Origin of the sequence: Agrobacterium sp. 10MFCol1.1 (assembly GCF_000381165.1) — a bacterium.
GTDB classification, from domain to species: Bacteria; Pseudomonadota; Alphaproteobacteria; order Rhizobiales; family Rhizobiaceae; genus Agrobacterium; species Agrobacterium tumefaciens.
This window is the reverse complement of the sequence record NZ_KB906076.1, coordinates 237110-262003: the sequence shown is the minus strand read 5'-3', so window position 1 is coordinate 262003 and position 24894 is coordinate 237110. Positions and strand designations below refer to the sequence as shown.

General features: G+C 56.6%; 26 protein-coding genes and 1 pseudogene. 17 read left to right on the top strand and 10 right to left on the bottom strand.

Annotated elements, in window-relative coordinates:
- Positions 1 to 20: 20 nt before the first annotated feature.
- The 6 genes from F617_RS0114670 to F617_RS0114645 form a co-directional block, all read right to left on the bottom strand.
- Positions 21 to 1970: a MacB family efflux pump subunit gene (locus tag F617_RS0114670; protein WP_019565819.1), complete on the bottom strand. Its 1950-nt coding sequence runs from the start codon at positions 1968 to 1970 to the stop codon at positions 21 to 23.
- Positions 1967 to 3160, bottom strand: a complete 1194-nt coding sequence (locus F617_RS0114665) for an efflux RND transporter periplasmic adaptor subunit (protein ID WP_019565818.1) — start codon at positions 3158 to 3160, stop codon at positions 1967 to 1969. The genes F617_RS0114670 and F617_RS0114665 overlap by 4 nt, the downstream gene beginning before the upstream one ends.
- 11 nt (positions 3161 to 3171) lie before the next feature.
- Complete coding sequence (locus F617_RS29050) at positions 3172 to 3303, bottom strand: hypothetical protein (protein ID WP_019565817.1); 132 nt, start codon at positions 3301 to 3303, stop codon at positions 3172 to 3174.
- A gap of 65 nt (positions 3304 to 3368) precedes the next feature.
- Positions 3369 to 3821: an SH3 domain-containing protein gene (locus F617_RS0114655; RefSeq protein ID WP_019565816.1), complete on the bottom strand. Its 453-nt coding sequence runs from the start codon at positions 3819 to 3821 to the stop codon at positions 3369 to 3371.
- A 255-nt stretch (positions 3822 to 4076) separates the two neighbouring features.
- On the bottom strand, positions 4077 to 5153 hold the full coding sequence (locus F617_RS0114650) for an ATP-binding protein (RefSeq protein ID WP_034502160.1): 1077 nt from the start codon (positions 5151 to 5153) through the stop codon (positions 4077 to 4079).
- The gene (locus tag F617_RS0114645; RefSeq protein WP_019565814.1) at positions 5143 to 5832 is read right to left on the bottom strand and encodes a response regulator; all 690 of its coding nucleotides are present in this window, start codon (positions 5830 to 5832) and stop codon (positions 5143 to 5145) included. The genes F617_RS0114650 and F617_RS0114645 overlap by 11 nt, the downstream gene beginning before the upstream one ends.
- Before the next feature lie 97 nt (positions 5833 to 5929).
- Between F617_RS0114645 and F617_RS27950 the strand changes: the two genes are divergently transcribed.
- The 13 genes from F617_RS27950 to F617_RS28395 all read left to right on the top strand — a co-directional run bounded on the left by F617_RS27950 (position 5930) and on the right by F617_RS28395 (position 17508).
- Entirely contained in the window at positions 5930 to 6244 is a 315-nt protein-coding gene (locus F617_RS27950) for a hypothetical protein (protein ID WP_155846269.1), read from the top strand.
- A gap of 27 nt (positions 6245 to 6271) precedes the next feature.
- Complete coding sequence (locus F617_RS0114640) at positions 6272 to 6958, top strand: MtnX-like HAD-IB family phosphatase (RefSeq protein ID WP_019565813.1); 687 nt, start codon at positions 6272 to 6274, stop codon at positions 6956 to 6958.
- A gap of 14 nt (positions 6959 to 6972) precedes the next feature.
- Positions 6973 to 8385: an aspartate aminotransferase family protein gene (locus F617_RS0114635; RefSeq protein ID WP_026330866.1), complete on the top strand. Its 1413-nt coding sequence runs from the start codon at positions 6973 to 6975 to the stop codon at positions 8383 to 8385.
- 4 nt (positions 8386 to 8389) lie between these two features.
- Positions 8390 to 9340 (top strand): arginase family protein, encoded by a 951-nt coding sequence (locus tag F617_RS0114630; protein WP_026330865.1) that lies wholly within the window; start codon positions 8390 to 8392, stop codon positions 9338 to 9340.
- Positions 9337 to 9687: an EamA family transporter gene (locus F617_RS0114625; RefSeq protein WP_013637481.1), complete on the top strand. Its 351-nt coding sequence runs from the start codon at positions 9337 to 9339 to the stop codon at positions 9685 to 9687. Before F617_RS0114630 ends, F617_RS0114625 begins: the two co-directional genes overlap by 4 nt.
- Entirely contained in the window at positions 9684 to 10589 is a 906-nt protein-coding gene (locus F617_RS0114620) for a carboxylesterase (protein ID WP_013637480.1), read from the top strand. Before F617_RS0114625 ends, F617_RS0114620 begins: the two co-directional genes overlap by 4 nt.
- The gene (locus F617_RS0114615) at positions 10567 to 11730 is read left to right on the top strand and encodes a GNAT family N-acetyltransferase (protein WP_019565809.1); all 1164 of its coding nucleotides are present in this window, start codon (positions 10567 to 10569) and stop codon (positions 11728 to 11730) included. Before F617_RS0114620 ends, F617_RS0114615 begins: the two co-directional genes overlap by 23 nt.
- A complete protein-coding gene (locus F617_RS0114610; protein WP_019565808.1) occupies positions 11727 to 12125 on the top strand; it encodes an EamA family transporter in 399 nt (132 codons plus the stop codon). The genes F617_RS0114615 and F617_RS0114610 overlap by 4 nt, the downstream gene beginning before the upstream one ends.
- 307 nt (positions 12126 to 12432) lie before the next feature.
- The gene (locus F617_RS0114605) at positions 12433 to 13731 is read left to right on the top strand and encodes a TolC family protein (RefSeq protein ID WP_245260801.1); all 1299 of its coding nucleotides are present in this window, start codon (positions 12433 to 12435) and stop codon (positions 13729 to 13731) included.
- Positions 13728 to 14864, top strand: coding sequence for an ABC transporter permease (locus F617_RS0114600; RefSeq protein WP_013637476.1), 1137 nt, complete (start codon positions 13728 to 13730; stop codon positions 14862 to 14864). The genes F617_RS0114605 and F617_RS0114600 overlap by 4 nt, the downstream gene beginning before the upstream one ends.
- Positions 14865 to 14867: 3 nt before the next feature.
- A complete protein-coding gene (locus tag F617_RS0114595; protein WP_013637475.1) occupies positions 14868 to 15581 on the top strand; it encodes an ABC transporter ATP-binding protein in 714 nt (237 codons plus the stop codon).
- A gap of 4 nt (positions 15582 to 15585) precedes the next feature.
- Entirely contained in the window at positions 15586 to 16506 is a 921-nt protein-coding gene (locus F617_RS0114590) for an HlyD family secretion protein (protein ID WP_019565805.1), read from the top strand.
- A 573-nt stretch (positions 16507 to 17079) separates the two neighbouring features.
- Positions 17080 to 17508, top strand: a complete 429-nt coding sequence (locus F617_RS28395; RefSeq protein WP_155846268.1) for a hypothetical protein — start codon at positions 17080 to 17082, stop codon at positions 17506 to 17508.
- A gap of 504 nt (positions 17509 to 18012) precedes the next feature.
- On the opposite strand, the gene F617_RS0114570 is transcribed toward F617_RS28395, so the two are convergent.
- Positions 18013 to 18759 carry an SDR family oxidoreductase gene (locus tag F617_RS0114570; protein ID WP_019565801.1) on the bottom strand — a complete coding sequence of 249 codons (747 nt, stop codon included), beginning with the start codon at positions 18757 to 18759 and terminating at the stop codon, positions 18013 to 18015.
- A gap of 93 nt (positions 18760 to 18852) precedes the next feature.
- Between F617_RS0114570 and F617_RS0114565 the strand changes: the two genes are divergently transcribed.
- The gene (locus F617_RS0114565) at positions 18853 to 19767 is read left to right on the top strand and encodes an AraC family transcriptional regulator (protein WP_013637468.1); all 915 of its coding nucleotides are present in this window, start codon (positions 18853 to 18855) and stop codon (positions 19765 to 19767) included.
- A 168-nt stretch (positions 19768 to 19935) separates the two neighbouring features.
- Here F617_RS0114565 and F617_RS0114560 read toward each other — a convergent pair whose 3' ends face one another.
- Complete coding sequence (locus F617_RS0114560; RefSeq protein ID WP_019565799.1) at positions 19936 to 20853, bottom strand: NADP-dependent oxidoreductase; 918 nt, start codon at positions 20851 to 20853, stop codon at positions 19936 to 19938.
- A 90-nt stretch (positions 20854 to 20943) separates the two neighbouring features.
- Between F617_RS0114560 and F617_RS0114555 the strand changes: the two genes are divergently transcribed.
- Together F617_RS0114555 and F617_RS27945 are read left to right on the top strand one after the other, a co-directional pair.
- Positions 20944 to 21693 carry a helix-turn-helix transcriptional regulator gene (locus F617_RS0114555; RefSeq protein ID WP_026330863.1) on the top strand — a complete coding sequence of 250 codons (750 nt, stop codon included), beginning with the start codon at positions 20944 to 20946 and terminating at the stop codon, positions 21691 to 21693.
- A 43-nt stretch (positions 21694 to 21736) separates the two neighbouring features.
- Positions 21737 to 21943: pseudogene (locus F617_RS27945) on the top strand (LysR family transcriptional regulator); the annotation flags it as partial.
- A 224-nt stretch (positions 21944 to 22167) separates the two neighbouring features.
- Here the strand turns inward: F617_RS27945 and F617_RS0114550 are convergent.
- Positions 22168 to 23034, bottom strand: coding sequence for an aldo/keto reductase family oxidoreductase (locus F617_RS0114550; RefSeq protein ID WP_019565797.1), 867 nt, complete (start codon positions 23032 to 23034; stop codon positions 22168 to 22170).
- A 117-nt stretch (positions 23035 to 23151) separates the two neighbouring features.
- Between F617_RS0114550 and F617_RS0114545 the strand changes: the two genes are divergently transcribed.
- Positions 23152 to 24081 (top strand): LysR family transcriptional regulator, encoded by a 930-nt coding sequence (locus F617_RS0114545; RefSeq protein WP_019565796.1) that lies wholly within the window; start codon positions 23152 to 23154, stop codon positions 24079 to 24081.
- A gap of 11 nt (positions 24082 to 24092) precedes the next feature.
- On the opposite strand, the gene fhuF is transcribed toward F617_RS0114545, so the two are convergent.
- The gene (gene fhuF / locus F617_RS27080) at positions 24093 to 24890 is read right to left on the bottom strand and encodes a siderophore-iron reductase FhuF (protein ID WP_081626734.1); all 798 of its coding nucleotides are present in this window, start codon (positions 24888 to 24890) and stop codon (positions 24093 to 24095) included.
- Between the last annotated feature and the right edge of the window lie 4 nt (positions 24891 to 24894).

Sequence of the window (24894 nt, the reverse complement as noted above, 5' to 3'; positions counted from 1 at the left end):
ATGAGGCACGATATTGCCTCTTACTCTCTCGACAAAGCTTCGACCGGATCGAGCCGCGCCGCGTTGCGGGCGGGCAGGAAGCCGAAGGTGAGGCCAATCAGAAAAGCAACGACGCAGGATCCAAGCACCGCCTGCATGGAGATGATCATCGGCATCTCACCCTGTTTGTCGCCGATTATCGTTGCAATCGCAAACGCAAGGGCTACGCCGACGATCGAGCCGGCCAGGCAAATCAAAATCGCTTCGATCAGGAATTGCAGCAGAATGTCCAGGCGTCTTGCGCCCACGGCCATTCGAAGACCGATTTCGCGTGTCCTCTCCGTGACGGAAACGAGCATGATATTCATGACACCGATGCCGCCGACGATTAACGAAATCACTGCAACGGAAGAAATCAAAAGTGTGATCGTGCGGGAGGTTTTCTCAAGCGCCTTTCGCATCTGGTCACTGTTGAAGACATAGAAGTCCTTTGTCCCATGCCGGCGGGTAACCAGGTTTACGATCGCGCGTTCGGCGGCTGCGGTATCGATGCCATCTGCGACACGCACAGTCAGTCCGCCAAGACTGCTGGCAGTTCCAGACACCCTTCCTGCGAAGTTGAGATGGGAAACATAGATCTGCAACGTTCTATCGCCCGCAGCGCTTCTTGGCCGCTGGACAACGCCCACCACTGTCGCTGGCATGCGGTCGATCATAATGGTGCGCCCAAGCGGAACCCGGTTATTAGGGAACAGTGCCGCTGCCGTGCTGTCATCCAAAACAGCCTGCTGACCGAGCATCGACGGCCCCGCGGAGGAGAGGCCCTTGCCCGATAGCAGCTTCATGCCATTAATGGCAAAATAGTCGTGCCCGACGCCATTGATATTTGCGGTCAGGGAAGCATGGTCTGATCGCGCACGGGCCGAAGCATAGATGAGCGGCGTCACACCGCGCACATAGGATTGCGCCGAGATTGCTTCGGCATCAGCGATAACGAGAGACGTGATACTCGCCGCACGCTCGTCACCCCAATCGCGCCCCGGATAGATTGAGAGCGTGCTGGCGCCAAGTTCGCTCATCTGAGCCAGAACTTTCTCACGCGATCCTTCCCCCAGGCCCACAACACAAACGACGGCGGCGATGCCGATGATAATACCGAGCATCGTCAAGAACGTGCGGATGCGATAGGCTGCCATGGAGCGAAGCGCCATCGGAACCGCATAGGACAGGCGCTGCCTGAAGGCAGAAAACCGGCCGACCGGCGTTTCGTCGTGGGGTGGCAGTGTGATGCTTGCTTCCGGGACATCCCGTGTTCTTTGGTCGGAAACGATCCTGCCGTCATGGATCTCGATGATACGGTCCGCGTTGGCCGCAACCTGCATATCATGCGTGACCATGATGACGGTGTGCCCTTCACCGTGCAGCTCCTTAAGGATCTCAAGTACGTTCTCGCCGCTTTTACTGTCGAGTGCCCCGGTGGGCTCGTCTGCGAGAATGATTTCGCCGCCATTCATCAAGGCGCGGGCAATGGAGACACGCTGCTGCTGGCCTCCGGAAAGCTGCCCCGGGCGATGATCGAGACGCTCGCCAAGACCAAGACGATCCAGCAGTGTCCTCGCCCGACGATGGCGGGCAGCCGGGTCACGACCCGCATAAACGGCAGGAATTGCCACGTTCTCGACGGCTTTGAGCGGTCCGAGCAAATGATAACGCTGGAAGATGAAACCGAAATGCTCCCGTCGCAACGCCGCAAGCTCATCGGCAGTCAGCCCTGAAACACTCTTGCCGCCAATCACATAGTCCCCTTCGCTCGGCCGATCGAGACATCCGAGGATATTCATAAGCGTGGATTTACCCGAACCGCTGGCACCAACGATCGCGACAAGCTCACCCGCTTCGATCGTAAGGCTGACACCGTTAAGCGCGGTGATTTTTTCGTCCCCGGCCACAAACGAGCGGTAGACATTGTCGATCTGGATAAGCGGGGTCACATCGTCACCATGTCTGCGTTGGACGATGTTTCGCCTTTCGACGGTATGATGACCTTATCGCCAACCGAAAGTCCGTCGATGATCTGGTTGTTGATCTTATCCGTCAGCCCGACCGTAACCAGCTTCTCGACTGCGACGCCGGATGCCTGACGCACACGGACATGATAGCGGCCGTCCTTATCGCGATCCGTGAGGGCCGACCAGGGCACGAGAGGGACGTTTTCTGCCTTGCCGACGATAATTCTAACAGACGCTGTCATCATGGGCCTGAGGCGGCCATCCGCATTGGGGGTGTTGAACAGGCCGTTATAATAAACCGCCTGCGCACCCTGAACCGCCGCTGACGTACCGGTGCTGGTCGCGGAATCTGCTGCGATTGTCGTGGGCGCCGGTTCGATCTGCTCAAGTTTCGCCGAGATCGGACTGTCAGGATAACCCATGATTGTGAAGCGGACGTCCTGCCCGACCCGAACCCGCCCAATATCGGTTTCCGAAACCTGAACTTTCACACGCATCGTGTCCAGTTGCGCCAGAGAAACGATTGTCGGTGCGGCCTGAACGGCGTTCAGGGTCTGCCCCGCCTTGGTGACGACGGCAACGACCGTGCCGTCGATCGGAGCACGCACTTTCGTGTAGCCGAGATTGACCTCGGCATTCTCAACCTCGACCGAAGCCTGAAGGATCTGCGCGTCGAGCGCCTCGACTTCGGCCTGCAAGGCGCGAAACGCCGCTTCCGCCGTTTCCCGGTTGGCGGTCGAAACAATGTTCGCGCTATTGAGCGTTTTCTGCCTGTTGTAAGCAAGTTCAGCCTGATGCCGATGGATGTCCCGCGCGCGCCGCTGTGCTTTCAGGTTCGCAAGGGCGGCACTGGCAATCCGCAGGCCGTTTGCCTGCGGTGTCGAATCGACTTCGCCGATCAAATCGCCCTGCTTCACCTTCTGCCCGAGTTCGACATGCAGGTTTTTCAGCTGCCCCGACACCTGGGCTCCCACATTGACCAAACGGGAGGGCTCGAGGACGGCGCTAGCGACAACCGCTTCTTCGACGGCTCCCTGAACAACCGGCATGACGATTTCTTCCTTATCATCCGTCTCGGAGAAAACCGTCCGCGCCGAGGCCCCGCCTATCACCAAAACTGCGATGACGGCGCCAATGATGAGACCATTCTTTCTGGTGATTTTGCGTTTCATTGTCGTCTGACTCATGGTGTTGCGGCTTGCTGAACGCTCGTCCGCAAATGGTCGTTAATCTGCGAGCCGGTCGTATGCCAGGCAAGAACCACCTCAAGGATAGAAAAGACGATGCAGACAACGAGAAGTTTTCGTTCGGTCATGGAGCGTCTGCCCAGATCTGGCTTGGGCAGGGGTCGCACAGCAACCCATCCGCCTGAGCGCCGTCTCACCAATTGGGATCCCAACCGGGCGGCGGCACATCGTCTTCCCATGCAAAGTCATCCCAGGTGTCGATGTCGCTATAGAAATCCTGGTCGGCGTAATGATCGGACCAATAGGTGCCAATATTGAAGGAAACCGTTGGGACGACGGGCTCATGCATCACATGAGCGTAAGCCGGCACCCGGAGCCTTCGTGCTTCGTAGTCGATAGTGATGTAAGCGCCCGAAACCCAGCCCCGGCGCCGCGAGGCCTCTACGTCGCACCAACGATTGCCTTTCGTGCAGCCGACGACTTTCAGGGGTAAGCCTTCCGGCAAGATACCCATGGAGGGATAATGTGTGCTCGGACCCGCCCGCATGTTGATTTCGGCAGCGGCATATGAACCAGCCAGCGCGGTAGTGTTTCCAAGGATGGCTGCGCCGGTAATTGCCGCCGCGAGAATGAGCGCGTTTCGCATCGAAAACCTCATAGAATTCGGCCGGCACGTCCGCGCCGACAACTTAGAGCAGAGATTGCTCGTGAGTGTCACTAACCAAGTCCAAGTCCAGATTACGTGGAGGAAACGTCGATAATCGGTAGCCTTAAACGAATGACGGGGTGCCGAAGCACCCCCATCATTCCATGCCCTGCGGCACCTTCTTCAGGCTTTCGCCGAAACGCCGAACTCCGCGACAGCGGGAACGCCGTTGCGAATGTCAGTCGTGTGTGACCCTCAGTCTCGGGCTTCTTCTCGACGAGGTAGCTGGAGTTCGATACTGAAACCGCGTCCCTCGGTAGGCAGAATGACTGCGTCACCTCCATGGGCTTGCATGATCGCCTTCACGATGGGCAGACCCAGGCCTGAACCGCCGGAAACACGATTACGGGAATCATCAGCTCGCCAAAAACGCTCAAAGGCGCGGTTCTGGTTGTCATCAGCGAGGCCTGGACCCGTATCGGTGCATCGGAAATACACATAGTTCCTGTCCTGCCAAGTCTCGATATACACGGTGGAATTTGGGGCGTAGCGCCGGCAATTATCGAGGAGAGCCACAATTGCTTGACGTAATCTGGGCTTGTCTGCCAGGGTTACAGCGGGGTTCAGCCGCCTCACGACGAGGCTGCCCGCGATTGAAAGCTCGTCTTCCATCGAATCGGCAGCGGCAGCTACGTCGGATGCGAGATCGAGCCGTGAATATTGCAGATCGAGTTGGCCGGCATTGCTGAGTGCGAGTGTCCGCAACTCCTCTACGATGCCGCCGAGGTCATCAACATGAGCGATGAGACGAAGATAGAGCTGGGGACTTGGCTGGAACGCGCCGTCGAGCAGACCCTGCAATCTGCCCCGCAAGATGGTCAGTGGGGTTCGCAATTCATGGGCTATTGCGGAGTTCGAATATTTGAGTTCGGTCTCTGCCCGCTCCAACCGTTCCGCCATCAAGTTAAAATCCGCGACAAGTTCACCCGCTTCGCCAAAGCTGCGGCGGGGAAGCACGGCACGTGCCGAAAAATCACCACGGGCAATCGTCCTTGCCGCACTCGCAACAGACTTCAGCGGCTCCGTAACGTATCGCGCCAACCTCCAGCCCAGGATCGAGGCGGTCAATATACCTATCCCAAGCAGCAGCCCCAGCGTGACCGTATCTCCAATCTGCCAGGCGCTGTCATATTCTCCCTCGGGATAAAGCCAATCATAGATGAAGAAAAAATAGGCCACCAGGCCGCCATAGACAACGACGAAGGCCAATAGTGTCAGCAACACCATCGCCCGCACGAGTCCTGCGTTCAGATTAGTGCGTTTAGATGTCATCAATCCGGTACCCTACGCCACGCACACCCGTCAGAACGCCCCCGGCGCCCGCGGCAGTGAGTTTGCGCCTTAGATTGCTGACGTGGCTGTCAACTGTTCGGTCCAGCGCCTCGCCTTCTGGAAGACAGGCATCGACGAGTTCTGATCGCTCGAACACGCGGTTGGGTGACGCCGCCATATGCGCCAAAATTCTAAACTCGGTGCGCGTCAGATCGAGGGTCACGTGATCGGATCCCTTTTCAACCACCGCACGATGGGCCTGTGGATCGACGCGGAGCGGCCCAACACGCAACACGTGGTCTGGACTGCGACCCGCCACCCGCCGAAGCACCGCCTTGGCACGTGCAACGACCTCAAGGGGATTGAACGGTTTGACGACATAGTCGTCGGCGCCAATGCGCAAAGCCTGCAGCTTGTCCAGATCGTCGGCAAGTGCCGTCACCATGATGACAGGCGTATCGGAAACTCGCCTGATGGCGGCAAGTACCTCGTACCCGTCCTGACGCGGCAGCTTGATATCCAGCACGACCAGATCCGGCCGAAGGCGCTGATGATGGCCCAATCCAACTGCGCCGTCACCTGCGGTAACGACGCGGAAGCCTTCGCGCGCGAAATAGGTCTCAATAATGTCGGATATTTCCGGGTCGTCTTCTATGATGAGGATGAGGGCATTGTTCATAGATTGTCTTTCGATAGGCAATTTGTGCAGGCGTTGACATAAAGCATTCGGTTCAACGTGCTGAGGTCGCGATCGCATTCCGGCGTCGGTATTCTGCTTGCAATTGGACCAACTTATTCAAGTGCGTCAATCGGTGATATTGCCGACGGGTGACCGCTCCACCGAACACGAAGATTTTCTCCACGATTTCTCGACAGACGAGGCGCATTTGCCTTTTCGCCAGCACGGCACCGGCAAACGGCACCGTTCCGTTTCCCGACGTGCTGGTTTTGACGGAGAGCATTTCGGACATGAAAAAACCAACAATCGAACAATCGTCGGTGAAATCGCTATTTTATCGAGCGGATATCTCAGCAGTGTCTGGTCATTTGGCTGCTCATGGCCACACATATCGCGTTTCCAGACCTTCTGACGTCGCATGTGCAGGGATGGCGCGCTGATGCACGCCTACTGCGATTTTGATGGTACGATAGCCACGATCGACGTCACGGATGCCGTTCTCGAGCGGTTCGCCGCCCCCGAGTGGCGCGATATCGAAGCAGCCTGGGAAGCAGGGCGCATCGATGCGCGGCAATGCATGAGTGCACAAATCACGCTCATCCAAGCGGCCATCAACCAAATAGATGAATTTCTCGACACGGTCGAAATCGATCCTGAATTCCCTGAATTCGTCCGCTGGTGTTTGAGAAATTCGATCCCCGTAACCGTCGTCAGCGACGGGGTCGATCGTTTCATTCACCGCGTCCTGTCCAATCACGGTCTCGATCATCTCGACATCATCGCCAATCACCTCTGTGTCGAAAACAACGGCAACCGCTTCCACTATCGATTGGAAGCTCCGTTTACGCAGTCCGCATGCAAAGCCGGATCGGGCGTCTGCAAATGTGCCATCGTGGCATCACATACGCCCCATATCTACGTCGGCGACGGCCGCAGCGACTTTTGCGTCTCGGCAAATGCCGACCTGCTTTTTGCCAAGCACAAACTCGCCACGCATTGCGCGAGCATTTCGATTCCGTTCGTTTCCTACACGACTTTCAAGGACGTCCAGACAGAGGCCGCGACCCAGCTGCCGCACATCCGTACTGCAAACACAGCGGCCTCTCACCTCTCAAAAACTGCCTAATCAGGAACATGAAAATGCATTCTCTTATCAAGCCGATTGACGGCCAGGACGACATCATATCCGAAGACGAACTCCGTGCTCTGGAGGAGACCTATTGCTCCCACGGAGACACGGTCCACTACACGGATCGCCCCAAATTCTTCACGGGATGCGATGGATCCTTCATGTATGACGGGACAGGTACGGCCTTCCTCGATCTGCAGATGTGGTACTCTGCGGTCAATTTCGGATACCGCAACCCCCGCCTTAATGCTGCAGCCCATCGCCAGCTTGACACCCTACCCCAGGTCGCCTCGCAATATCTCCATCGTGAGAAGGTCGAACTGGCGACGATGATCGCCCAGGACGCGGAAAGAAAGTTCGGTCGGAAGGGTCGCGTGCATTTCAACGTCGGCGGTTCGCAGGCCGTCGAGGACTCGCTGAAGCTTGTCCGAAACTATTCGGGCGGAAAAAGCCTGATGTTTGCTTTCGAGGGCGGTTATCATGGTCGCACGCTGGGCGCCACGTCCATCACCTCGTCTTATCGTTACCGTCGCCGTTACGGGCATTTTGGCGAACGCGCCCAGTTTGTCGAGTTTCCCTATCACTTTCGCGGCCCGAAGGGCATGTCGAAAGAGGAGTATGGCCACTACTGCGTCCAGAAATTCGCCCGCCTGTTCGAGAGCGAATATAACGGGGTTTGGGATCCGAAAGCCGGCAAGTCCGAATATGCGGCATTCTACATCGAGCCCATTCAGGGCACAGGCGGCTACGTCATTCCGCCGATGAACTTCTTCGTGGAACTGAAGAAGGTGCTCGATGAGCATGGCATTCTTCTTGTTGTCGACGAAATCCAGATGGGTGTTTACCGCACGGGTAAACTCTGGTCGATCGAACATTTCGGCGTCTCCCCTGACGTTCTGGTATTCGGCAAGGCGATCACGAACGGTCTCAACCCGCTTTCCGGCATCTGGGCACGCGAAGAGATGATCAATCCGACAATTTTCCCACCCGGTTCCACGCACTCCACCTTCGCCAGCAACCCGATGGGAACGGCTGTAGCTCTCGAAACACTGAAAATGGCCGAGGAAGAAAATATCGGCGCCAGTGTCATGGCAAAGGGCGCCGCCTTCCTTGATGGCTTGCAGCAGTTGCAGCGCAAACACGCGATCGTCGGCGAAGTGGATGGGCTCGGCCTTGCTCTCCGGATGGAAATTTGCCGCGACGACAGCTTCACGCCTGACAAAGCCACGCTCGACTGGATGTCGGATGAGGGCATGAAGGGCGACATGATCGTCAACGGGCGCAACTACGGCCTGGTGCTCGATGTTGGCGGTTACCACAAGAACGTCATCACGTTCGCGCCGAACCTCAACATCACTTTCGACGAGATCAATCTCGCGATTGAGCTGCTTGACCAGCTTCTGACCCGCGCTGAACGGAGATAACCTCGTGGACACGCTTCTGCTCCATCTCGATGATGCCCTCCATCTGCAGCCAACCTTTGTGGATGCCGCACTTTCGGTGGGCGCACGCGAGGTTGACGAACGACGCTGTGGGAGCGCCGTTCGTCTCTGGAGTAGGAGAGAGTCGCTCGATCTGTTGAAACCCAGTTTAGCGCGCCCCGCCGGCGCGCACGCGTCCCCTCGACTGTGTTTCCTTGGATCGGGCGACTTTCATCATGTCTCAGCGTTGCTGATTGCCGAGGCGGCAGAAACCTTCGATGGACCTCTCACCGTCATCCATGTCGACAATCATCCTGACTGGGTCAATTTCGACAACGGTCTCCATTGTGGCTCATGGGTGAACGAGGTCGCAGAACATCCAAATGTTCAAAAGATCATCACGCTTGGTGTCTGCAGCGACGACCTGCAATCGCCGGAGCGGAAGGGTGCTAACCTTGGCAATCTCGCTAACGGCAAGGTTGAGCTCTACCCTTACGACCACCTGCCAAGTCGCGTCAAACGCGGCTATGGTGAAAGCGTCAGCTACATCCAGTCGGGCGGCCATCTCATCTGGTCGACCATGAAAAAGATGGGCCTCACGGCATTCAGGGAGCAGCTGCTGTCGAGGATATTCACGTCCAATGTCTACATCACCATAGACAAGGATTGCCTGTCCCTGGACGACGCCATCACCAACTGGGATCAGGGCCGATTGCGGCTTTCCACGATCCTTGAGCTACTCAGCGACATCGCAGAGCGACATCGCATCGTGGGGGCAGATGTCATCGGGGACTATTCGACACCGATGTACACCGGCTCGCTGCTCACACGACTTTTAAAGCAGGGGGAAATCCTGATCGACCAGCCTCTGCGCGCTCCGGATGCGATGATGACCCGCGATCGCAACACCATCACCAACCTTACTCTTTTAAGATCATTTTCGGAAATATTGGCATGATGGACGGGCTGAATAATACGATGCTTGCTCTAATCCTGTTCTGCGTGCTGACGGAGGCCGGCAGGGAAATCTGCTTCAAATTCGCTTCCGCCAAAGACCGGGGCAATATTTACCTGCATCCCTTTACCTTAACCGGAATCGTGTTCTGGGGCGTAGAGCTTGTCGCCTGGACCTATGTCCTTGCGCGCGTACCGCTCTCCATCGCATTCCCGCTGATGGCCTCGAGCTATGCCGTAATCACCATCTTCAGCGCCATCCTTTTCAGGGAAAAGATCGGTCTGCGTCATTCCATCGGTGTTGCGCTTGTGTCCGGCGGCGTCATCTGCGTAGGAGTATCAGGACTATGACGTTTTCTTTCGCTGGGTCACAATCCAGTCTATCCCGCCCCTGCCCGCACGTTCCGGCAGACGAAAAGACGAAAGTGTTCAATCCGTCAAACGACGGTCTTTCCTTTTTCGAAGAGGGTTCGAATGGCAAGGCCGTGATGCTCGTGCACGGCATGAGCGGTGCTCCTGCCGAAATGCGTCTGGTGGCGCGACAATTCAGCCGCAGGGGTTATTCGGTTTTCGCCCCACTACTCGCCGGGCACGGGCGTGGGAAAGCTGCCTTGCGGCGCTCCCGCTTTGAAGACTGGCTCGACAGCACCACGATCGCCGCAGACTGGCTGGCGACGAGAAGCGACACCGTCTTTTCGGCCGGCATTTGCGTTGGTGGAAAGCTCTCGCTTCTCGCGTCCCATATGCAATCGTCCCCGATCAAGTCGGTCGCACTCTACTCACCCTGCTTCCACTACGACGGCTGGAATGTTCCGCGCTATTACGCGATCCTTTCACCGCATATCAGATGGATAAAGTTGATACCCTTCATCGACCGTCTCAATTTCAGCGAGACGCCTTCCCTCGGAATCAAGGACGACCGCCTAAGGCGCATCATTGCGGGTATGGAAAACGAAGGCGTTCTCAGCCATTTCCCCGGGCGGGGTCTCGTCGAAATGAACCGACTTGGCCATTACCTCAAGAAGCATCTGCCCGCGATCACCACCCCATCGCTCATCATCCATTCAACCGAAGATGATCTCAGTGGCCCGGACCACGCCCGCTATATCGCCGCGAAGCTGGGCGGCCCAAGAGCGCTGCAGTGGTTGAACGACAGCTATCACATGATCCACGTGGACAGAGAACATCGCAAGGTCGCCGATCTCTCCGCCCGGTTCTTCGAGACGAAACATGCTTTTAGAAACCCGATTTGAGATTGGCGACGGGGCGGGCCTCAATTCCCGAAACCTCGAATTCCTGATCCATGACACGCTTGCGACCATCGACAGGCATGCGTGGGACGCATGCTTTAAAGCAGAGATTGAACGCTACGATTATTTGCTGGCAGTCGAACAGGCAGGACTTGTCGGTTTCGAATGGCGATATGCGACGATCAGTTATTTTGGGGTCGTCGTTGCTGCTGCTCCGATTTTTCTGTGCGATTACCGTCTGGAAACGACGCTGGAAAGAGGACGGCTAACGTCCCTTGTCGAAAGCATCCGCAAAAGAATCCCACGGTTTTTGTCGCTCCGGCTTGCCTGTATCGGGTCTCCCTGTACGGAGTGCGCGAGCGTCGGAATGCATCCGGATATTCCCGGTATTTGGGAAGCTGATCTGATGACCCACCTGTTGGGGTGCACGGAACGATGGGCGCAGATGTCGGGATACGGCCTGTTCGCGCTGAAAGACGTGCCGATGCCTCTCGGCCCCGCACTGTCTGCAGCGATCCACCGGCGCAAGTTCGTCGCCATGCCCGGCTTGCCAACCGCATCGTTGCGCGTCGACTTTCCTGATATGGAGACCTATCTTGCCGGATTGTCGTCTTCGACACGCAAGGACATGCGCCGCAAATGCCGTGCAGCCTCAGAGGTAAAAGTGGAGAGGGTCAAGGACCTCGGTGACATGTTGCCCCGCTTTCTCGAACTTTATCACGATACCCGTAATCGAAGTGAGTGGCAGTTCGAAGAATTGACGTCGGACTACTTCACCGGTGTCCTGGCAAATCTGCCCGCGAATGCGTTCTGCACGGTCTATCGCGTTGGAGAAGACATTCTCGCCTTCAACCTACTTTTGCACGACCGCGACCGGCTCATCGATAAATTCTTCTGCATGGATAACATCAGTGGCAAGCCATACAATCTCTATTATCTCAGCTGGTTCGAGAACATCCGTTTTTGCCTCGAGCATGGGCTCACCCGATATCAAAGCGGGCAGGCCTATTACCAGAACAAGCTCCGCCTCGGCAGTATGCTAACGGCGAACTCCATGTTTTTCAGGCACCGAAACCTTGCTCTTCACACCGTGCTGAGGTGGGTTTCACCGCTTTTCAGTTCCGATGGATTGGAGAAACAATGAAGGATCTCCCGACGCTTTGGCTCTCCATCCCGCTCTTGAATACGCTGCAGCAGATATTTCTCAAACAGAGCGCGGTTCATGCTTCAGGCGAGTTCGGCATCGAGTGGATCGTGAAACTTGGTTCATCGCCCTGGTTCCTTTTTGCCATCATTGCCGAAATCGTCTGTTTCGTCCTGTGGCTGCGTGTCCTTGCGCAGACTGACCTGTCGAAAGCGTTTCCTCTTTCCGCGGTAAGCTATGTTTTCGTGCTCGCAAGCGCGTGGCTTCTCTATTCCGAACCGGTCTCCGCTCTTCAGCTGGGCGGTAGTGCGCTGATCATTGCGGGTGCTTGGTGTGTTTCGACGGCACCGGAGGAAAGGTCGATACCTACGTCCTCGACCAAATCTGCACAGTGACTGCGCGAAATCTTGAGCCTGCAATGGTCTTGGGAGGCGTGATGGATGCGACGACATCCATTAGAATTGTCGGATCGGCGACCGGCAATAGGGATCAACGACGATTTTTCCGGGTAATGCGTGTTTCATGTGGTCCAAAATGTATAGGGTGCTTCTTGATGGCTGTGATCATTCACAGTCGAGCAGCAATGTGATCTTGAAGCGGCATCGCTGGGTTGTCTTTGCCCTCGTCCTGTCGTCCTGCCATCAAGGGGGCCCGACCTTTTCGGACATCGCACCTTCGGAGTTGCCGCCGCAATTTTCGCCGATGAGCGGGCAGCGACCCAGCCCCAAAAGCGAGGCTTGGTGGCTGGCGCTTAACGACAGTCAACTCAATAGTATCGTGGCGCGTGTCCAGCAAGGTAATCTGACCGTGGCGCAGGCCCGCGAGAGGCTGGCTGCTGCCGCCGCCATCTCACACTCTGCGTCTTCCGGCCTCCGGCCCAGTGTCGGCCTCTCAGGGTCTGCAACCGGTTCCAGCACCAGAACAAAGGTGGACGACATTTCCCGCCGTCCAGCCCAGTTCAATCTTGAGACCGGATGGGAAATCGCTCTTTTCGGGCAAGACAAGCTGGCCCAGCATTCCGCCGATCTGGACGGATACATGGCAGCTGAAGACGTTAATGCGGCAAAGCTCTCCGTCGTCGCGGAGGCCGCAACAAGCTATGTTCGCTTGCGGGCATTGCAGCACCAGCGGCAAAATGCCGATCTGCTCTGGTCCGCCAAAGCAAAGGCCAGGGATATAACGACCGTGCGATCCCGCAGCGGATTGGCAACAAAGCTCGAAGCACAGTCAGCAACCGACGATACCGCCGCTATGGCGCAACAAAAACGTGTCCTCAATAATGCTATTGCAGACGAAATCCAGCGCGTTGCCGTGCTTCAGGGCGCAGCGGAAGACGATGCAGCACTGTCGGCAATAAAACCGCAACCCGTAGCGAGCAAAGCACCGGTGACGACGGTCCCGGCCGATATACTTCGGCAGCGTCCGGATGTCCGAAGGGCTGAATTTGCAGTCCTTAAGGCGGGAGCCGAGGTGGGAATTGCGAAATCCGATCTTTATCCGAAACTCCATCTTTCGGGAATGATTGGCATTGGGTCACCCGTCTCCGGGTCCATCTTCGGCGTTATGGGCGGCCCCTCCTTGCAAATGCCAATTTTCGACTATGGAAAGCGGCTTGATGTCGTGGAGGCGAAAAAAGCGCAATTGCGTGAAGCCGTCGTAGCCTACCGACAGGCGGTCCTTGTCGCGCACGGCGAAGCCTCCTCGGCCCTGCGTGCGTTTCTTGCCGCGCGGCTCGAAACTGCCCGTGTAAGATCAGTCCACTCGACTGCTGAAAAGTCCGTTGCTGAGGCCCAATTGCTGTCGCGCGAAGGATTGTCGGACGCGTCCGTACTTGTGACCCGGCACCTCGCCGCCGCACAAATCCGACGTCAACTCACCGAAGCCATCAAAGACGAAGCGGAAGCGCTGATCGTCTTCGCAAGAGCGACGGGCGGAAGTCTGGGCGCGGAGGCACAGAGTGTTGCAACCTCCCCCGACAAGCGGAGGAAAAACGGATCATGACGATCTCGATTGCGCGCAAGACCTTGATCCACGAATGGCGTCGTTTTTTACCCGCCACGGTCGCGATCGCCTTTTCAGGCGTCCTGATGACAGTTCAGGGCGCATTGCTGCTGGGCATCGTGGGAGCAAACGGTCTTTATGTTACGCAATCCACCGCCCAATATTGGGTGGGTTTTCCCGGAACACAGAGCGTCGACCTTGGACGCGCAATCCCGGCCAGTGTGGCGACAAATCTCTATGCCGAGCCGGCAATTTCGCATGTAGAACCGGTCCTGTTCGGCTCAGGCGACTGGCGAGGCACTCACGGTGGCGGCGGTGTCAGCGTTACGGTGCTCGGCATCAATACCGCAAATGACGCTGAGGCGCTCGCGCGCATCGTTCCCGGTTCGCTGCGAAACCAATTGAACGAGCCCGGCACAGTTGTCGTTGATATTGCGGACGCATCGAAACTTTCCACGAAAAAGGGCGGCGTTGCCGAGGTTAACGGGCGCTCGGTGCGGATCGTCGGCTATATCGACGGCCTTCGTGGCCTGGGAGGCGTCAATGTCGTGGCCTCACGGGAAACCGCCCGAAATCTCGATCACAGCCTGCCCAGCGACGGCGGCGCCACCTATTTCCTCTATGATCTAAAGCCGGGCACAAACGGCGCCGCCATTCAGGCGCGACTTAACAGCAGCACCGACATACGCCGCTTCGAGGTCTGGTCGGCCGAAGAACTCGCATCGATGACGACGATGTACATGCTGCTAGATTCGGGTGCGGGAATTGCGTTCATTTTCGCAACCTTGATTGCAGTCATGATCGGTGCGGTCATAACCAGCCAGACTCTGATGGGTGCGGTGGCAGGAACAGTTCCTCAATATGCGACGCTTAGAGCCCTCGGCGTACCCTTCGACCGGCTGCGCTTCATCGTTATCGAACAGGCGGGCTGGGTTGGCCTTTTCGGCTTCGTCATCAGCCTGTTTCTGAGTGTCGCAATCGCCTTAATGGCAGCGTTTTACCGCGTTCCTTTCGAATTGCGCTTCAGTATCGTCGCCTCGGCCTCAACGGTGGTGCTTCTTGTCGCGGCTGTTGCCTGTCTTTTGGCAATACATCGTTTGCGCGACACCGATCCCGCCACGCTTTTGAGGTGAACTATGTTACCTGTCCTTAGCGCGCGTAATCTCGGTAAATCTTTTACGATACACAACATTCATATGCAGGCGTTGTCGAATGTGTCAGTGGACATTTTCGCAGGCGAATTCACGCTGCTGATCGGGCCGTCCGGCTGTGGCAAGAGCACGCTGCTTGCCATCCTCAGCGGTATGACAAAGGCAGACGAAGGGTCCGTCAGCGCCGGGGATGTCATGCTTTCGTGCTTGAGCGATGAAGCGCGGGATGAATTCCGTCTGAAGAATTGCGGGTTTGTTTTTCAGGGTTTCAATCTTTTCCCGGGCCTGACGGCGGTCGAGCAGGTGCAGATACCTCTCGACTACATGTCTGTTCCGGCAGCTGAGGCCCGGAAGCGGGCTATCGACGCATTGGCAAGTGTGGGCTTGTCAAAGAGAAGTCATCTGCGGCCGGCGGAAATGTCCGGCGGTGAAAAACAGCGGGTCGCGATTGCCCGCGCCATTGTCAAAAAACCTGCCATTCTGTTCGCAGACGAACCGACGAGCGCCCTCGACAGCGAAAACGGGCGCAACATCGTCGAGATTCTCCAATCCATAGCAAAAGACTTCGGTTCGGCGGTGCTGTGTGTTTCGCACGACATGCGTCTCGTCAAGCAGGCTGATCGTGTCCTCCAGATGGAAGACGGACGCTTGCTCAGGGACGTCCGCCCCTTCCCTGGTAAAAATTCCACAGGATCTTGAAAACATGAAATTTCCCCCTCGTATCAAACGTCCGGCAGTGACTACAACTTCCGCTGGCTTAATCGGCTTGTCGCTCCTGTATTTCACAGCACTGTCCCCGAATGCGGAGGAAGACACCGACCGCCCGGATCTTGTCGGCCCACCCATCCTGGCCGCCGCGAGGGGGGTGGTGGATATTCCAGGAGGGCTTTTGCGGGTAACCTCCCCTCGCGACGGCATCGTCGCATCCTTGCTGGTGCACGAAGGCGATCAGGTCAAGACGGGGGACGTCATGGCAATGCTCGATTCAGACCAGGAGTCGTTATCGGCAAAGATTGCATCGGAGGAAGCCTTACAAGCTGAAGAGCAACATAATCTTCTGCAAATGAAATTGAAAAATTCTGCTCGCCAGGCCGACAGGGTTAAACGCGCCGCGGCGGGAAATGCCGTCTCGGATCAAGCCCTCGATGAAGCACTGACGGCCAGGGACAATCTCACCGGAGAACTGAAGGTAGCCGCCTCGGTTCTCGCTGCCGCCAAGATGCGACGCGATATTGCCGCCCGTGAAGTCGAAATACGAACGATCCGCGCTCCCGTCGATGGTTTCATTATCAGGCAGGGAATTAAGGTCGGGGAGTTTGCCGCGGCGAGCGGCTCGACAGAGATGTTCACCATCCTGCCGGAAGGCCAAAAGATTGTAAGGGCGGAAATTCCCGAGCAGTTCCTCGATAATGTGAAGCCCGGTGTGCCTGTTGAGGTGCTTGCGGAAGACAGAAATGGGCAGGCATATCAGGGCCGTATCAGCCGCATTTCCCCCGTCTTAATGCAGTCAACCGGGATGCCTGGCGAACGCAATGACATCCGTACCGCAACCTCGATCGTGATGGTAAGTCGCGACGCTCCGTTCCGGGTGGGGCAGCGGGTCATTATTCGCGTCTATAAATAGAAATAGGGGGAAGTGCCTTACCGAAAGGGATGAAACAGATGAAGTTCTGTCCGATGGGCCCGAGTCGTTCGACGAATTACTCAAATATTAGAACTGAAACTTTCTGAAATACAGTGGATTTACATTTGCACACGGCGATGGTCGTCAATGGCTTCGTTAGGGACGCCGAATGAAAACACGTCACTCTCTCGACTAAGCAGTCCTTAAAAATAAAGAGGAAAACGGCCATGGCCGCTCGATAGTGCCCGAAATATTACGGCGATAAAAAAAGGCCACAGCACTAGAAATATGATTAGCGCGAGCCTGACAGTGGCAGCGATATCTTTCAGCAACCTGAAATAGGGTCGCAGGATTACATCAGCTCGCTTGAAAAAACACATACTATTTCCACTCTGTCGCTACGATTTTGCTCATCCAACAGTTTCGTGGAGTTTCGGTAGAGAAAGCCCATAGGAAAGGTCGAAGAGCCAAGCCTGTTCGATAGGAGTGCGTGGCGTGCAGCGAAGTGTTTAGCTGATTACCGTATTTTTTTGGAATTCAACTTCCAACGGACTGTCACTTAAGAAAATTGACGTGTCATCAAATGCATTTTTCGCGCAGAAGGCGTTACCGAACAGTAATCGTTGGTTTTCCTGGGATAACAGCGATGAGCGGGCTGATTTTGAACTCCATCAAGCTGTCGAATCCGCCTGGTCGTGCGATTTGCTGACGCTCACCGACCACCCTGTGCGCTCGCGCGATCTTAAATTCGTGTGTGGACTTCCAGAGGATCGCGATTGCCGGATGGTCTGCATATGGCCGCGCAGCCATCAGCGCTTTACCGCAAGTACAACGTTCTCAACAAAGCTTTACGTTGCGGTACTCCTCCCAGATGATCAGCAGAGTGACGCCTGGCCTCTTGAGCTCGTTAGCGAGTTCGGTCTTTGCCGGCATCGAGATCTCTACGTTGTGCGCGATCCATTTCATGCCAAAGGTGACCAGGGGTTATGCTTCAGTTCCTAAAACCGGCCGATCTTCGATCGGAATAGTGGCTGGCTTCACGTCGGGATCCGCAACTATCCACGATGACACATCGGCCCCGACCAAGCTTGATCGTTCCATCGCGGAGCTTCTGGCGGGGACTAGATGTCGTGGACGGTATTAGTTGACCGGCAGAGACCGCCGAAACGATCACCCGCACCGACGTGTTTGCTATCCGGCGGCGTTCAACAGACGTGATGACTTCAATCGGATGCTTCGTCACAGGACTATCCCTGATGTTATCACCAGGACATCCGACGTTCAGGCTCGCCTCACAAGGCGGCTTCACCGTGCGCTTATCCTTGGCCTGAGCAATCACTGCGCGTGAAATCGGAACGGAGGGAACGCGCCTGATCTCCGGAATCGCCCAGAAGAATCGAGGGGGATTTTATAACGGGACGAGCCTGGTGAATCGCTGGATAGAAGGGCACGAAGGGCAGCAGAAAGGCCGCCTAATTTGCTGCCGCCCCCCTCGTGCCGATTTCATCAGAGCGTTTGAGCAAGCGCGAGAGCGTCCGCTCCAGCAGGAAACCTAAGGCGGTTCTCGGTATCGTGAACGGCCTGCCAAATTGCTTCTGCAACATCGCTTTCCGCGGTGGTCAGAGCGGGATGCGCAAACGCCTCGAGGATCGGCTGTGCGAAGTCTGCATAGCTGCCGGGAAGGAGTTCCGAGACAGGAACGATGGCATTTGCGCCGAACCTCGTGGTCGGCGCGTAACCAGGCTCCACAAGCTTCACCCTTACGCCGAAATAGCTCAACTCATGCGCGAGCGACGCCGAGAAGCCTTCAATAGCCTGTTTGGTGGCAGTATAGGCTGCCGCCAGTGGGAATGCCCCCAAGGCGACGCTCGATGTCACATTGATGATGGTTCCGGAGCGTCGCTCGCGCAACTGCGGAATTACGGCCTGACACATCGCCATGACACCGATCGTGTTGGTCTCCAAAAGCTGTCGAATGAGGGACATTGGCATCGCCTCGAACGCACCAACGCCGCCAACGCCGGCATTGTTCACCAGCACGTCAATTGGACCGGCAGACTCGATGAGGCTGGCGATGCTGTCGGGGCTGGTGACATCGAGCGGCAGCACGCGCAGCCGGTCAGTTTTAGCAAAGAGTGACGGATCCGGACGCCGCATAGTGGCGAGAACGTCCCACCCGCGAGAAAGGAAGTGTTCGGCAGTAGCCTTGCCGTAGCCGGACGATGTGCCGGTAATGAGAATGGTCTTTGTCATATCAGTCTCCTTGGTTGCGGTCAGATAGTGATAGACGGAGTCTTTAAGACGATCTATAATTCAGAGTCCGAGTTAATTTATGAGTCGTCCAAAATGGATCCTTTAAGTGATCTCATCACGCTACTTCGGCCCAGAGCCGCGATAGCGAAGCCCATCTCCGGGCGCGGCCAATGGGGCGTTCGCTACAGATCGTATGACGCACCTGGATTTACGCTGGTCCTGACTGGTGAAGCATGGCTCACACTAGGTGATCGAGAACCCCTACCGATCAACGAAGGCGACTTTCTCCTTTTGCCGACTACGCCCGCGTTCTCCCTGTGTAGCAAACCTGGAGCTCCCTGCATTACTGCTGAACCTCTGGCTGAAGCTGTTCGCCACGGCGACCAAGAAGGAAAGCCAGATTTCGTTGCGCTGGGCGGGAGTTTCTCTATCGAGAGTGCCAACGCCCCGCTGCTGCTCGCGCTGCTGCCGAATGCAATTTATATTCCCGCTTCGGCGGGGCGCGGGACGCGATTTGGCCGCTTAATCGAATTGCTGTCTGAGGAGTGCGTTACCGAACATCCCGGCAAGGAACTTATTGTCCAACGCTTGCTGGAGACACTGCTGATAGAGACATTGAGGTGGGACATTATCGGTAACAACACTGCCTCGGCGGGTTTGCTGAACGGGCTGCGCGATCCAGCCATGGCCCGGGTCCTGCGTGCCATTCACGAAGACGTTCGGAGAAGGTGGACGGTAGCGGATATGGCAGGAATAGCTGGCAAGTCGAGATCGGGTTTCGCCGCGCGATTTAACGAGATTCTCGGGTGCGCACCAATTGAGTATCTGGCGCGATGGCGCATCGCTATCGCCAAGCAGGCCTTGCTGAGCGGTGCAAAGTCGCTCGACCGGATCGCGGATGAAATAGGCTACGAATCCGCAAGCGCCTTTAGCACAGCGTTCAGCAAAAGGCTTGGTTGCCCTCCTGGCAGGTTCGCTAGAAGGCCGGAGCTCAGTGCCAACCCCTAGTATGCCTGTAATCTTATGATGCCACCCGATACAGGTCGCCAACGGTAATAGTTCATATGACTGCTGTAGGCGCGTAGCGGAAGACCTCTTCTAGTGAATCGACGGCATGACGTGCATTGGCTCAAGGCGATCATCACACGATGGAATAAAGGGCAATACTGGCGGGTATCAGTCAGTGAGGGTTAGAACGATCTTACCGCGAGTCCGACTGGCCTCAGATAGTGCAAGCGCCTGCCTGATCTTCGCCAAGGGTAGAACGGTATCGACGTGCGCCACCACTTTCCCAGCTTCGACCAGTTCCGCGATCGAAGCCAAGTTCCGCGCGCTCGGAACTGTAAACGACCGCTTGACGCTGACACCATAGCGCGCGGCTTCGTCGTTGGGGAAGGCTACGACCGTAATCATAAAGCCGCCTCTCTTCAGCGTTTTGAAAGCACGCTCGAACGTCTCGCCGCCCATTGTGTCGAGTACGATATCGACGTCGCGTGCTGCGTCTTCAAACGGTCGGATCGTGTAGTCAATGAACTCGTCAGCACCCAAAGCACGAACGAATTCCTCGTTGCGGCCTGAAGCTACCGCCGTAACATGCGCCCCTTTTGCTTTTGCGAATTGCACAGCTAGGGAACCCACACCGCCTGAACTGTTTGTAATGAGAAGACGTTGTCCAACCGATAATACTGCTTCATCAAAGAGCGCCTGCCAAGCCGTGGAGCCTGCCAGTGGAAGGGCTGCTGCACGGAGGACGTCAATGGTGTCAGGCACTCGCACAAGATTTGATGCTTTGGCGACCGCATATTCGGCAAAAGCGCCAGTGCGTACCATGCCGAAAACGGCCTCACCTTGTCGAAAGCTTTCGACGTCAGCACCGAGCTTCTCGATCGAGCCCACAAGTTCTTCTCCGAGGTGAATCGGCAGGGTCATCCCCATGCGCTTGCCCGCTCCCCTGCAAATTTTCCAGTCGATCGGGTTCACCCCTGCCGCGTGAACCTTCACCAAGACCTCGCCGACTCCTGGCTCTGGCCGATCAACCTCGGCGATCTCCACAACGTCGTTTGAGCCATACTCACGAATGACAGCAGCTTTCATCGTCACATCTCCAAAATATTGACCATCTTTCTAATATACGTGTAGTTTATCGATGTGATGCCATTCCGCATCGCGGACAGGCCATTCGATATGCACCATTCTTTCAATATCCATCGCATTACGAAACCGCGCGGTTCAGCACTGCCGCTGCATTCTCATGATGAAGCGCAACTTACCTACGCTGCTTCTGGAATGATCCAGCTCCATACGGATAAAGGTGTCTGGCTTGTGCCTCCTCAACTTGTTGCATGGATTCCGGCAGGTGTTCCACATCGCCTGGACATCATGACGGACGCCGAGCTTTGGATGGTAAACTGTCAACCCTCTGCGATCGCGACTTGGGCTCCGTCGAATTTTCCCGATCGGGTCTTTGCATCGATGGTAACGCCGCTGCTGCGCTCCTTGCTCGTCGCAGCGATGGAAGAAGACCACGTGACGGAAAGGGCAGAGCTGGTAGTGAGGCTGGTACTTCTCGAATTGAGTGCAGTATCAGATGCGCCGACCTACCTTCCCTTGCCCAAGAACCCTGTCGCAAAGCGTGTGGCTGAGATCGCTCTTGGTGATCGTTGCAATCGCATGGACTTAAACGAGTTGGCATCGCGCGCCGCAACCTCGGTTCGTACAGCAAGCCGTCTGTTCCCGCGTGAGACAGGAATGACCTTGAAAGCTTGGAGGCAACGAGCTCGGATAGTAAGAACCATGGAACAACTTGCTCAGGGAAAGGCGATCGCCGACGTGGCGAGCGATGCAGGCTTCTCAAGCACTGCGTCGTTTTCCTGCGCGTTCAGACAAGTCACCTCAACAACACCCGGTGCATTCGTTTGCCATCCTCAGTATTAGACGCGATGACACAAGTGAACGTGACCGCCTCTGGCGCGAAGCGTCGGCGGTCAGCAAAAGCATTCAGCGGCTGGAAAAGCAGCTCGGCGTTTCGCTTTTTGCGCGTACGACACGTTCCCTGGCCCTGACGACCGAGGGGCGCGATCTTCATGAGCGTGCGCTCAGGCTGCTGCACGACGCCGAAGATATAGAGCAGGCGGCAAAAGCAGCGCGCACCGAGCCCGCTGGCACTTTACGGATTGCAGGTTCTGGCCGATTATGCGGTGGGACGGCACAACATCACGGCGCTGTGGCCCGAGAGCCGGCGGTCAAACCCGGCCGTCCGCGCTTTCCTCGACACTTAGTGAATTTGTCCTGACAATGGCAGCGAATGTCTGCTTCTGGGGCGACGCTGACTAGGCAGCAGTTGCCAAAAGCGGGCGTGAGGACAGATGACAACCCGTCGACAAATTCCCCAGATTTCTACAAGCGGCATTAAGCAGCCACCTTATCAAGCTCCAACAGTGCCTCCGAGGGGAGCTCTATCCTGGCAGCGGCGAGGTTTTCTTGCAGATGTCCCCGTGACGACGTGCCAGGGATCAGGAGAATGTTCGGCGATCGCTGGAGAAGCCAGGCAAGCGCAACCTGAATCGGCGTGGCGTTGAGCCGGGCGGCCACGTCAGACAGGGTAGAGGATTGCAGCGGCGAGAAGCCGCCAAGAGGAAAGAACGGCACATAGGCAACCCCTCGGGAGGCGAGTGTGTCGATTAAGGTTTCGTCCTGCCGATGCGCAAGATTGTACTGATTCTGGACGCAAGCGATGTCGGTGATCTTTCCGGCGTCCTCGATTTGCTTCGCCGTGACGTTAGACAGTCCGATATGCCGGATCAGTCCCTGTTGCTTTAAACCCGCCAGAACCTCAAGAGGCTCGTCCAGTGAGCCTTCCGCGGGGCCGTGCACGTCGAACATAGCGCGCAGGTTGACCACATCGAGCACATCCACTCCGAGATTGCGGAGGTTGTCATGAACGGCCCGTGTCAGCTCCGCGCGCGAGAACGCCGGATACCACGAAGCGTCCGCGCCCCTGCCTGCGCCGACCTTGGTGACGATCACAAGGTCGTTGTCATAGGGATGCAAAGCTTCGCGGATTATCTCGTTTGTAACATGCGGGCCATAGAAATCGCTGGTGTCGATGTGGTTGACGCCGCTTTCCACCGCCTCGCGCAGGACGGCTATGGCCTCCGGACGATCGCTCGGAGGCCCGAAAACGCCCTTGCCTGCAAGCTGCATCGCGCCATAGCCCAGCCGGCGCACCGTATGATCGCCAAGCGTGAAGGTTCCTGAAGTTGCAATAGTGCTCATGGTCCATCTCCTTGTGTTCCTACAAAATAGACAGGTGGCATATACGCTACAAGAAGCTATAATCCGGACAGGTTGTCCGTGAGGACGGACAATTGTTTTTTGTGTTTGGAGAGCAGGGTGTCGGATTTACCGGATCTGAATGCGTTTTTACTGGTGGCTAGATCCAAAGGTTTTCGGCAGGCCGCGCGCGAAAGTGGAGTCAGCTCCTCGGCGTTGAGCGATGCGGTGAAGCGTCTCGAAGAAGACCTTGGGGTACGACTATTCAATCGCACAACCCGCAGCGTGCTCCTGACGGATGCAGGACGTCTCTTGCTAGAGCGCACCGGACCCGCATTCGCAGAGGTGGCATCGGCACTCGACGAGGTGAAAAGCAGCCGCGGCCGCACCTCGGGGGATCTCAGACTCAATGTTCCGATGAGTGCTGCAAGGCTGGTCCTGCCTCCGATCGTGCCGCCGTTCCTAAAGGCCTATCCGGAAATAAGGCTGGAAATCGTGACCGATGAGAATTTCGTCGACATCATAAAGAGCGGCTGCGACGCAGGCATCCGTTATGACGAACGGCTCGAGCAGGATATGGTGGCTTTGCCGATCGGACCGCGCCAGCAGCGCTATGCCCTTGCCGCATCGCCGGGTTACCTTGCAAGAAGAGGCAAACCGCAACATCCACAAGACCTGCTTTCGCATGATTGTATTTTAGGCCGGTTTTCGGGGCGCGCGCTTCCCTCCTGGGAATTCGAACGCGATGGGGAAGAAATCGCCATAAATCCTAAAGGTAGCCTCGTTGTTCAGTTCGGCGGCGGCACCGATCTTGGTATCGACGCAGCCATTGCCGGTTCTGGCATCATTTATATTTTTGAAGACTGGCTAAGGCCACACTTCGATAGAGGAGATCTGGTACCGGTGATGGAAGAGTGGTGGCTGCGGTTTTCCGGCCCGTTCCTCTATTATTCCGGACGGCGGCTTGTGCCCGCGCCTTTGCGCGCATTTATCGATTTCGTGAGACAATCGCACAAAGATGCAGCGAAATCCTTGCAGCCCGGCCCGTGAATTCAAAGTCCTTAGCTCTGTTTCTTGCCGCCGGCATTGGTCGATCCATCGTGCATATCGCGATAACACGCATCATGCATCGGACTAGAGCGACTATTCAGACATGGGCACGTCTTGCAGTAATCCAGTCCGTTAATCAGATATCGGATGCAACAGATGCGGCGGAGACGCTTTGGCTTGCCCTCGTATTGACGGTAGAGGATGGGTCTGAAAAGCGGATTACGTGAGCCATCTGCCATGTGAGGCGATTCAAGCAGTTCCAGCGCATCGGCCACGCCCGCATCGGGGAACTGGTTTTCCATGGCGTAACTGCGCGCGATGGCTTCGAACATGTTTCCCGCGTTTGACCAAAGGACATTGCGAGACAGTCCGCTCACATCCGAAACAGTTCGGATAACTCCCTCGATATTGCCACTGAACAAAAAGTCGAAACGGTCTTGTGCTGATTTCGCTTGAACCGGGCGACCAAAACCAGACAGGCCAAGCGAAACGATCTCCCCTTCTTCGCTGATGTCCATGCTCAAGTCTGCCGGTGTAAGAGGCATGCGCCAATCCAGCAGCATCGCAGCTGTAGCAATCGGTCTCATTACCTTGGCGAAGTACCGCTTCGACCACTCGCCAGCAACGGCGGCAAGGGGCGCGCTCGGCCCATGTCGGCGACCGTAATTGCCGAGTATCACTAAGAGATTATCGTGCTCCAGCAATTCAATGAAGGTCAGGTCGGTGCGCCGCCTGCGCCGGAAGAAATCTCTCCACTGCGAGTGTGCCGGTTGCCGCAGCAATTCGCCAAGAACCTCTGACCTTCGCATACGC

Excerpts from the sequence above, each read along its gene's own strand:
- F617_RS0114665 (WP_019565818.1), bottom strand. The coding sequence starts at position 3,160 with ATGAAACGCAAAATCACCAGAAAGAATGGTCTCATCATTGGCGCCGTC.
- F617_RS29050 (WP_019565817.1), bottom strand. The coding sequence starts at position 3,303 with ATGACCGAACGAAAACTTCTCGTTGTCTGCATCGTCTTTTCTATCCTT.
- F617_RS0114655 (WP_019565816.1), bottom strand. The coding sequence starts at position 3,821 with ATGCGAAACGCGCTCATTCTCGCGGCGGCAATTACCGGCGCAGCCATC.
- F617_RS0114650 (WP_034502160.1), bottom strand. The coding sequence starts at position 5,153 with ATGACATCTAAACGCACTAATCTGAACGCAGGACTCGTGCGGGCGATG.
- F617_RS0114645 (WP_019565814.1), bottom strand. The coding sequence starts at position 5,832 with ATGAACAATGCCCTCATCCTCATCATAGAAGACGACCCGGAAATATCC.
- F617_RS0114640 (WP_019565813.1), top strand. The coding sequence starts at position 6,272 with ATGCACGCCTACTGCGATTTTGATGGTACGATAGCCACGATCGACGTC.
- F617_RS0114635 (WP_026330866.1), top strand. The coding sequence starts at position 6,973 with ATGCATTCTCTTATCAAGCCGATTGACGGCCAGGACGACATCATATCC.
- F617_RS0114625 (WP_013637481.1), top strand. The coding sequence starts at position 9,337 with ATGATGGACGGGCTGAATAATACGATGCTTGCTCTAATCCTGTTCTGC.
- F617_RS0114620 (WP_013637480.1), top strand. The coding sequence starts at position 9,684 with ATGACGTTTTCTTTCGCTGGGTCACAATCCAGTCTATCCCGCCCCTGC.
- F617_RS0114615 (WP_019565809.1), top strand. The coding sequence starts at position 10,567 with ATGCTTTTAGAAACCCGATTTGAGATTGGCGACGGGGCGGGCCTCAAT.
- F617_RS0114610 (WP_019565808.1), top strand. The coding sequence starts at position 11,727 with ATGAAGGATCTCCCGACGCTTTGGCTCTCCATCCCGCTCTTGAATACG.
- F617_RS0114605 (WP_245260801.1), top strand. The coding sequence starts at position 12,433 with ATGAGCGGGCAGCGACCCAGCCCCAAAAGCGAGGCTTGGTGGCTGGCG.
- F617_RS0114600 (WP_013637476.1), top strand. The coding sequence starts at position 13,728 with ATGACGATCTCGATTGCGCGCAAGACCTTGATCCACGAATGGCGTCGT.
- F617_RS0114595 (WP_013637475.1), top strand. The coding sequence starts at position 14,868 with ATGTTACCTGTCCTTAGCGCGCGTAATCTCGGTAAATCTTTTACGATA.
- F617_RS0114590 (WP_019565805.1), top strand. The coding sequence starts at position 15,586 with ATGAAATTTCCCCCTCGTATCAAACGTCCGGCAGTGACTACAACTTCC.
- F617_RS0114570 (WP_019565801.1), bottom strand. The coding sequence starts at position 18,759 with ATGACAAAGACCATTCTCATTACCGGCACATCGTCCGGCTACGGCAAG.
- F617_RS0114565 (WP_013637468.1), top strand. The coding sequence starts at position 18,853 with ATGGATCCTTTAAGTGATCTCATCACGCTACTTCGGCCCAGAGCCGCG.
- F617_RS0114560 (WP_019565799.1), bottom strand. The coding sequence starts at position 20,853 with ATGAAAGCTGCTGTCATTCGTGAGTATGGCTCAAACGACGTTGTGGAG.
- F617_RS0114555 (WP_026330863.1), top strand. The coding sequence starts at position 20,944 with ATGCACCATTCTTTCAATATCCATCGCATTACGAAACCGCGCGGTTCA.
- F617_RS0114550 (WP_019565797.1), bottom strand. The coding sequence starts at position 23,034 with ATGAGCACTATTGCAACTTCAGGAACCTTCACGCTTGGCGATCATACG.
- fhuF (WP_081626734.1), bottom strand. The coding sequence starts at position 24,890 with ATGCGAAGGTCAGAGGTTCTTGGCGAATTGCTGCGGCAACCGGCACAC.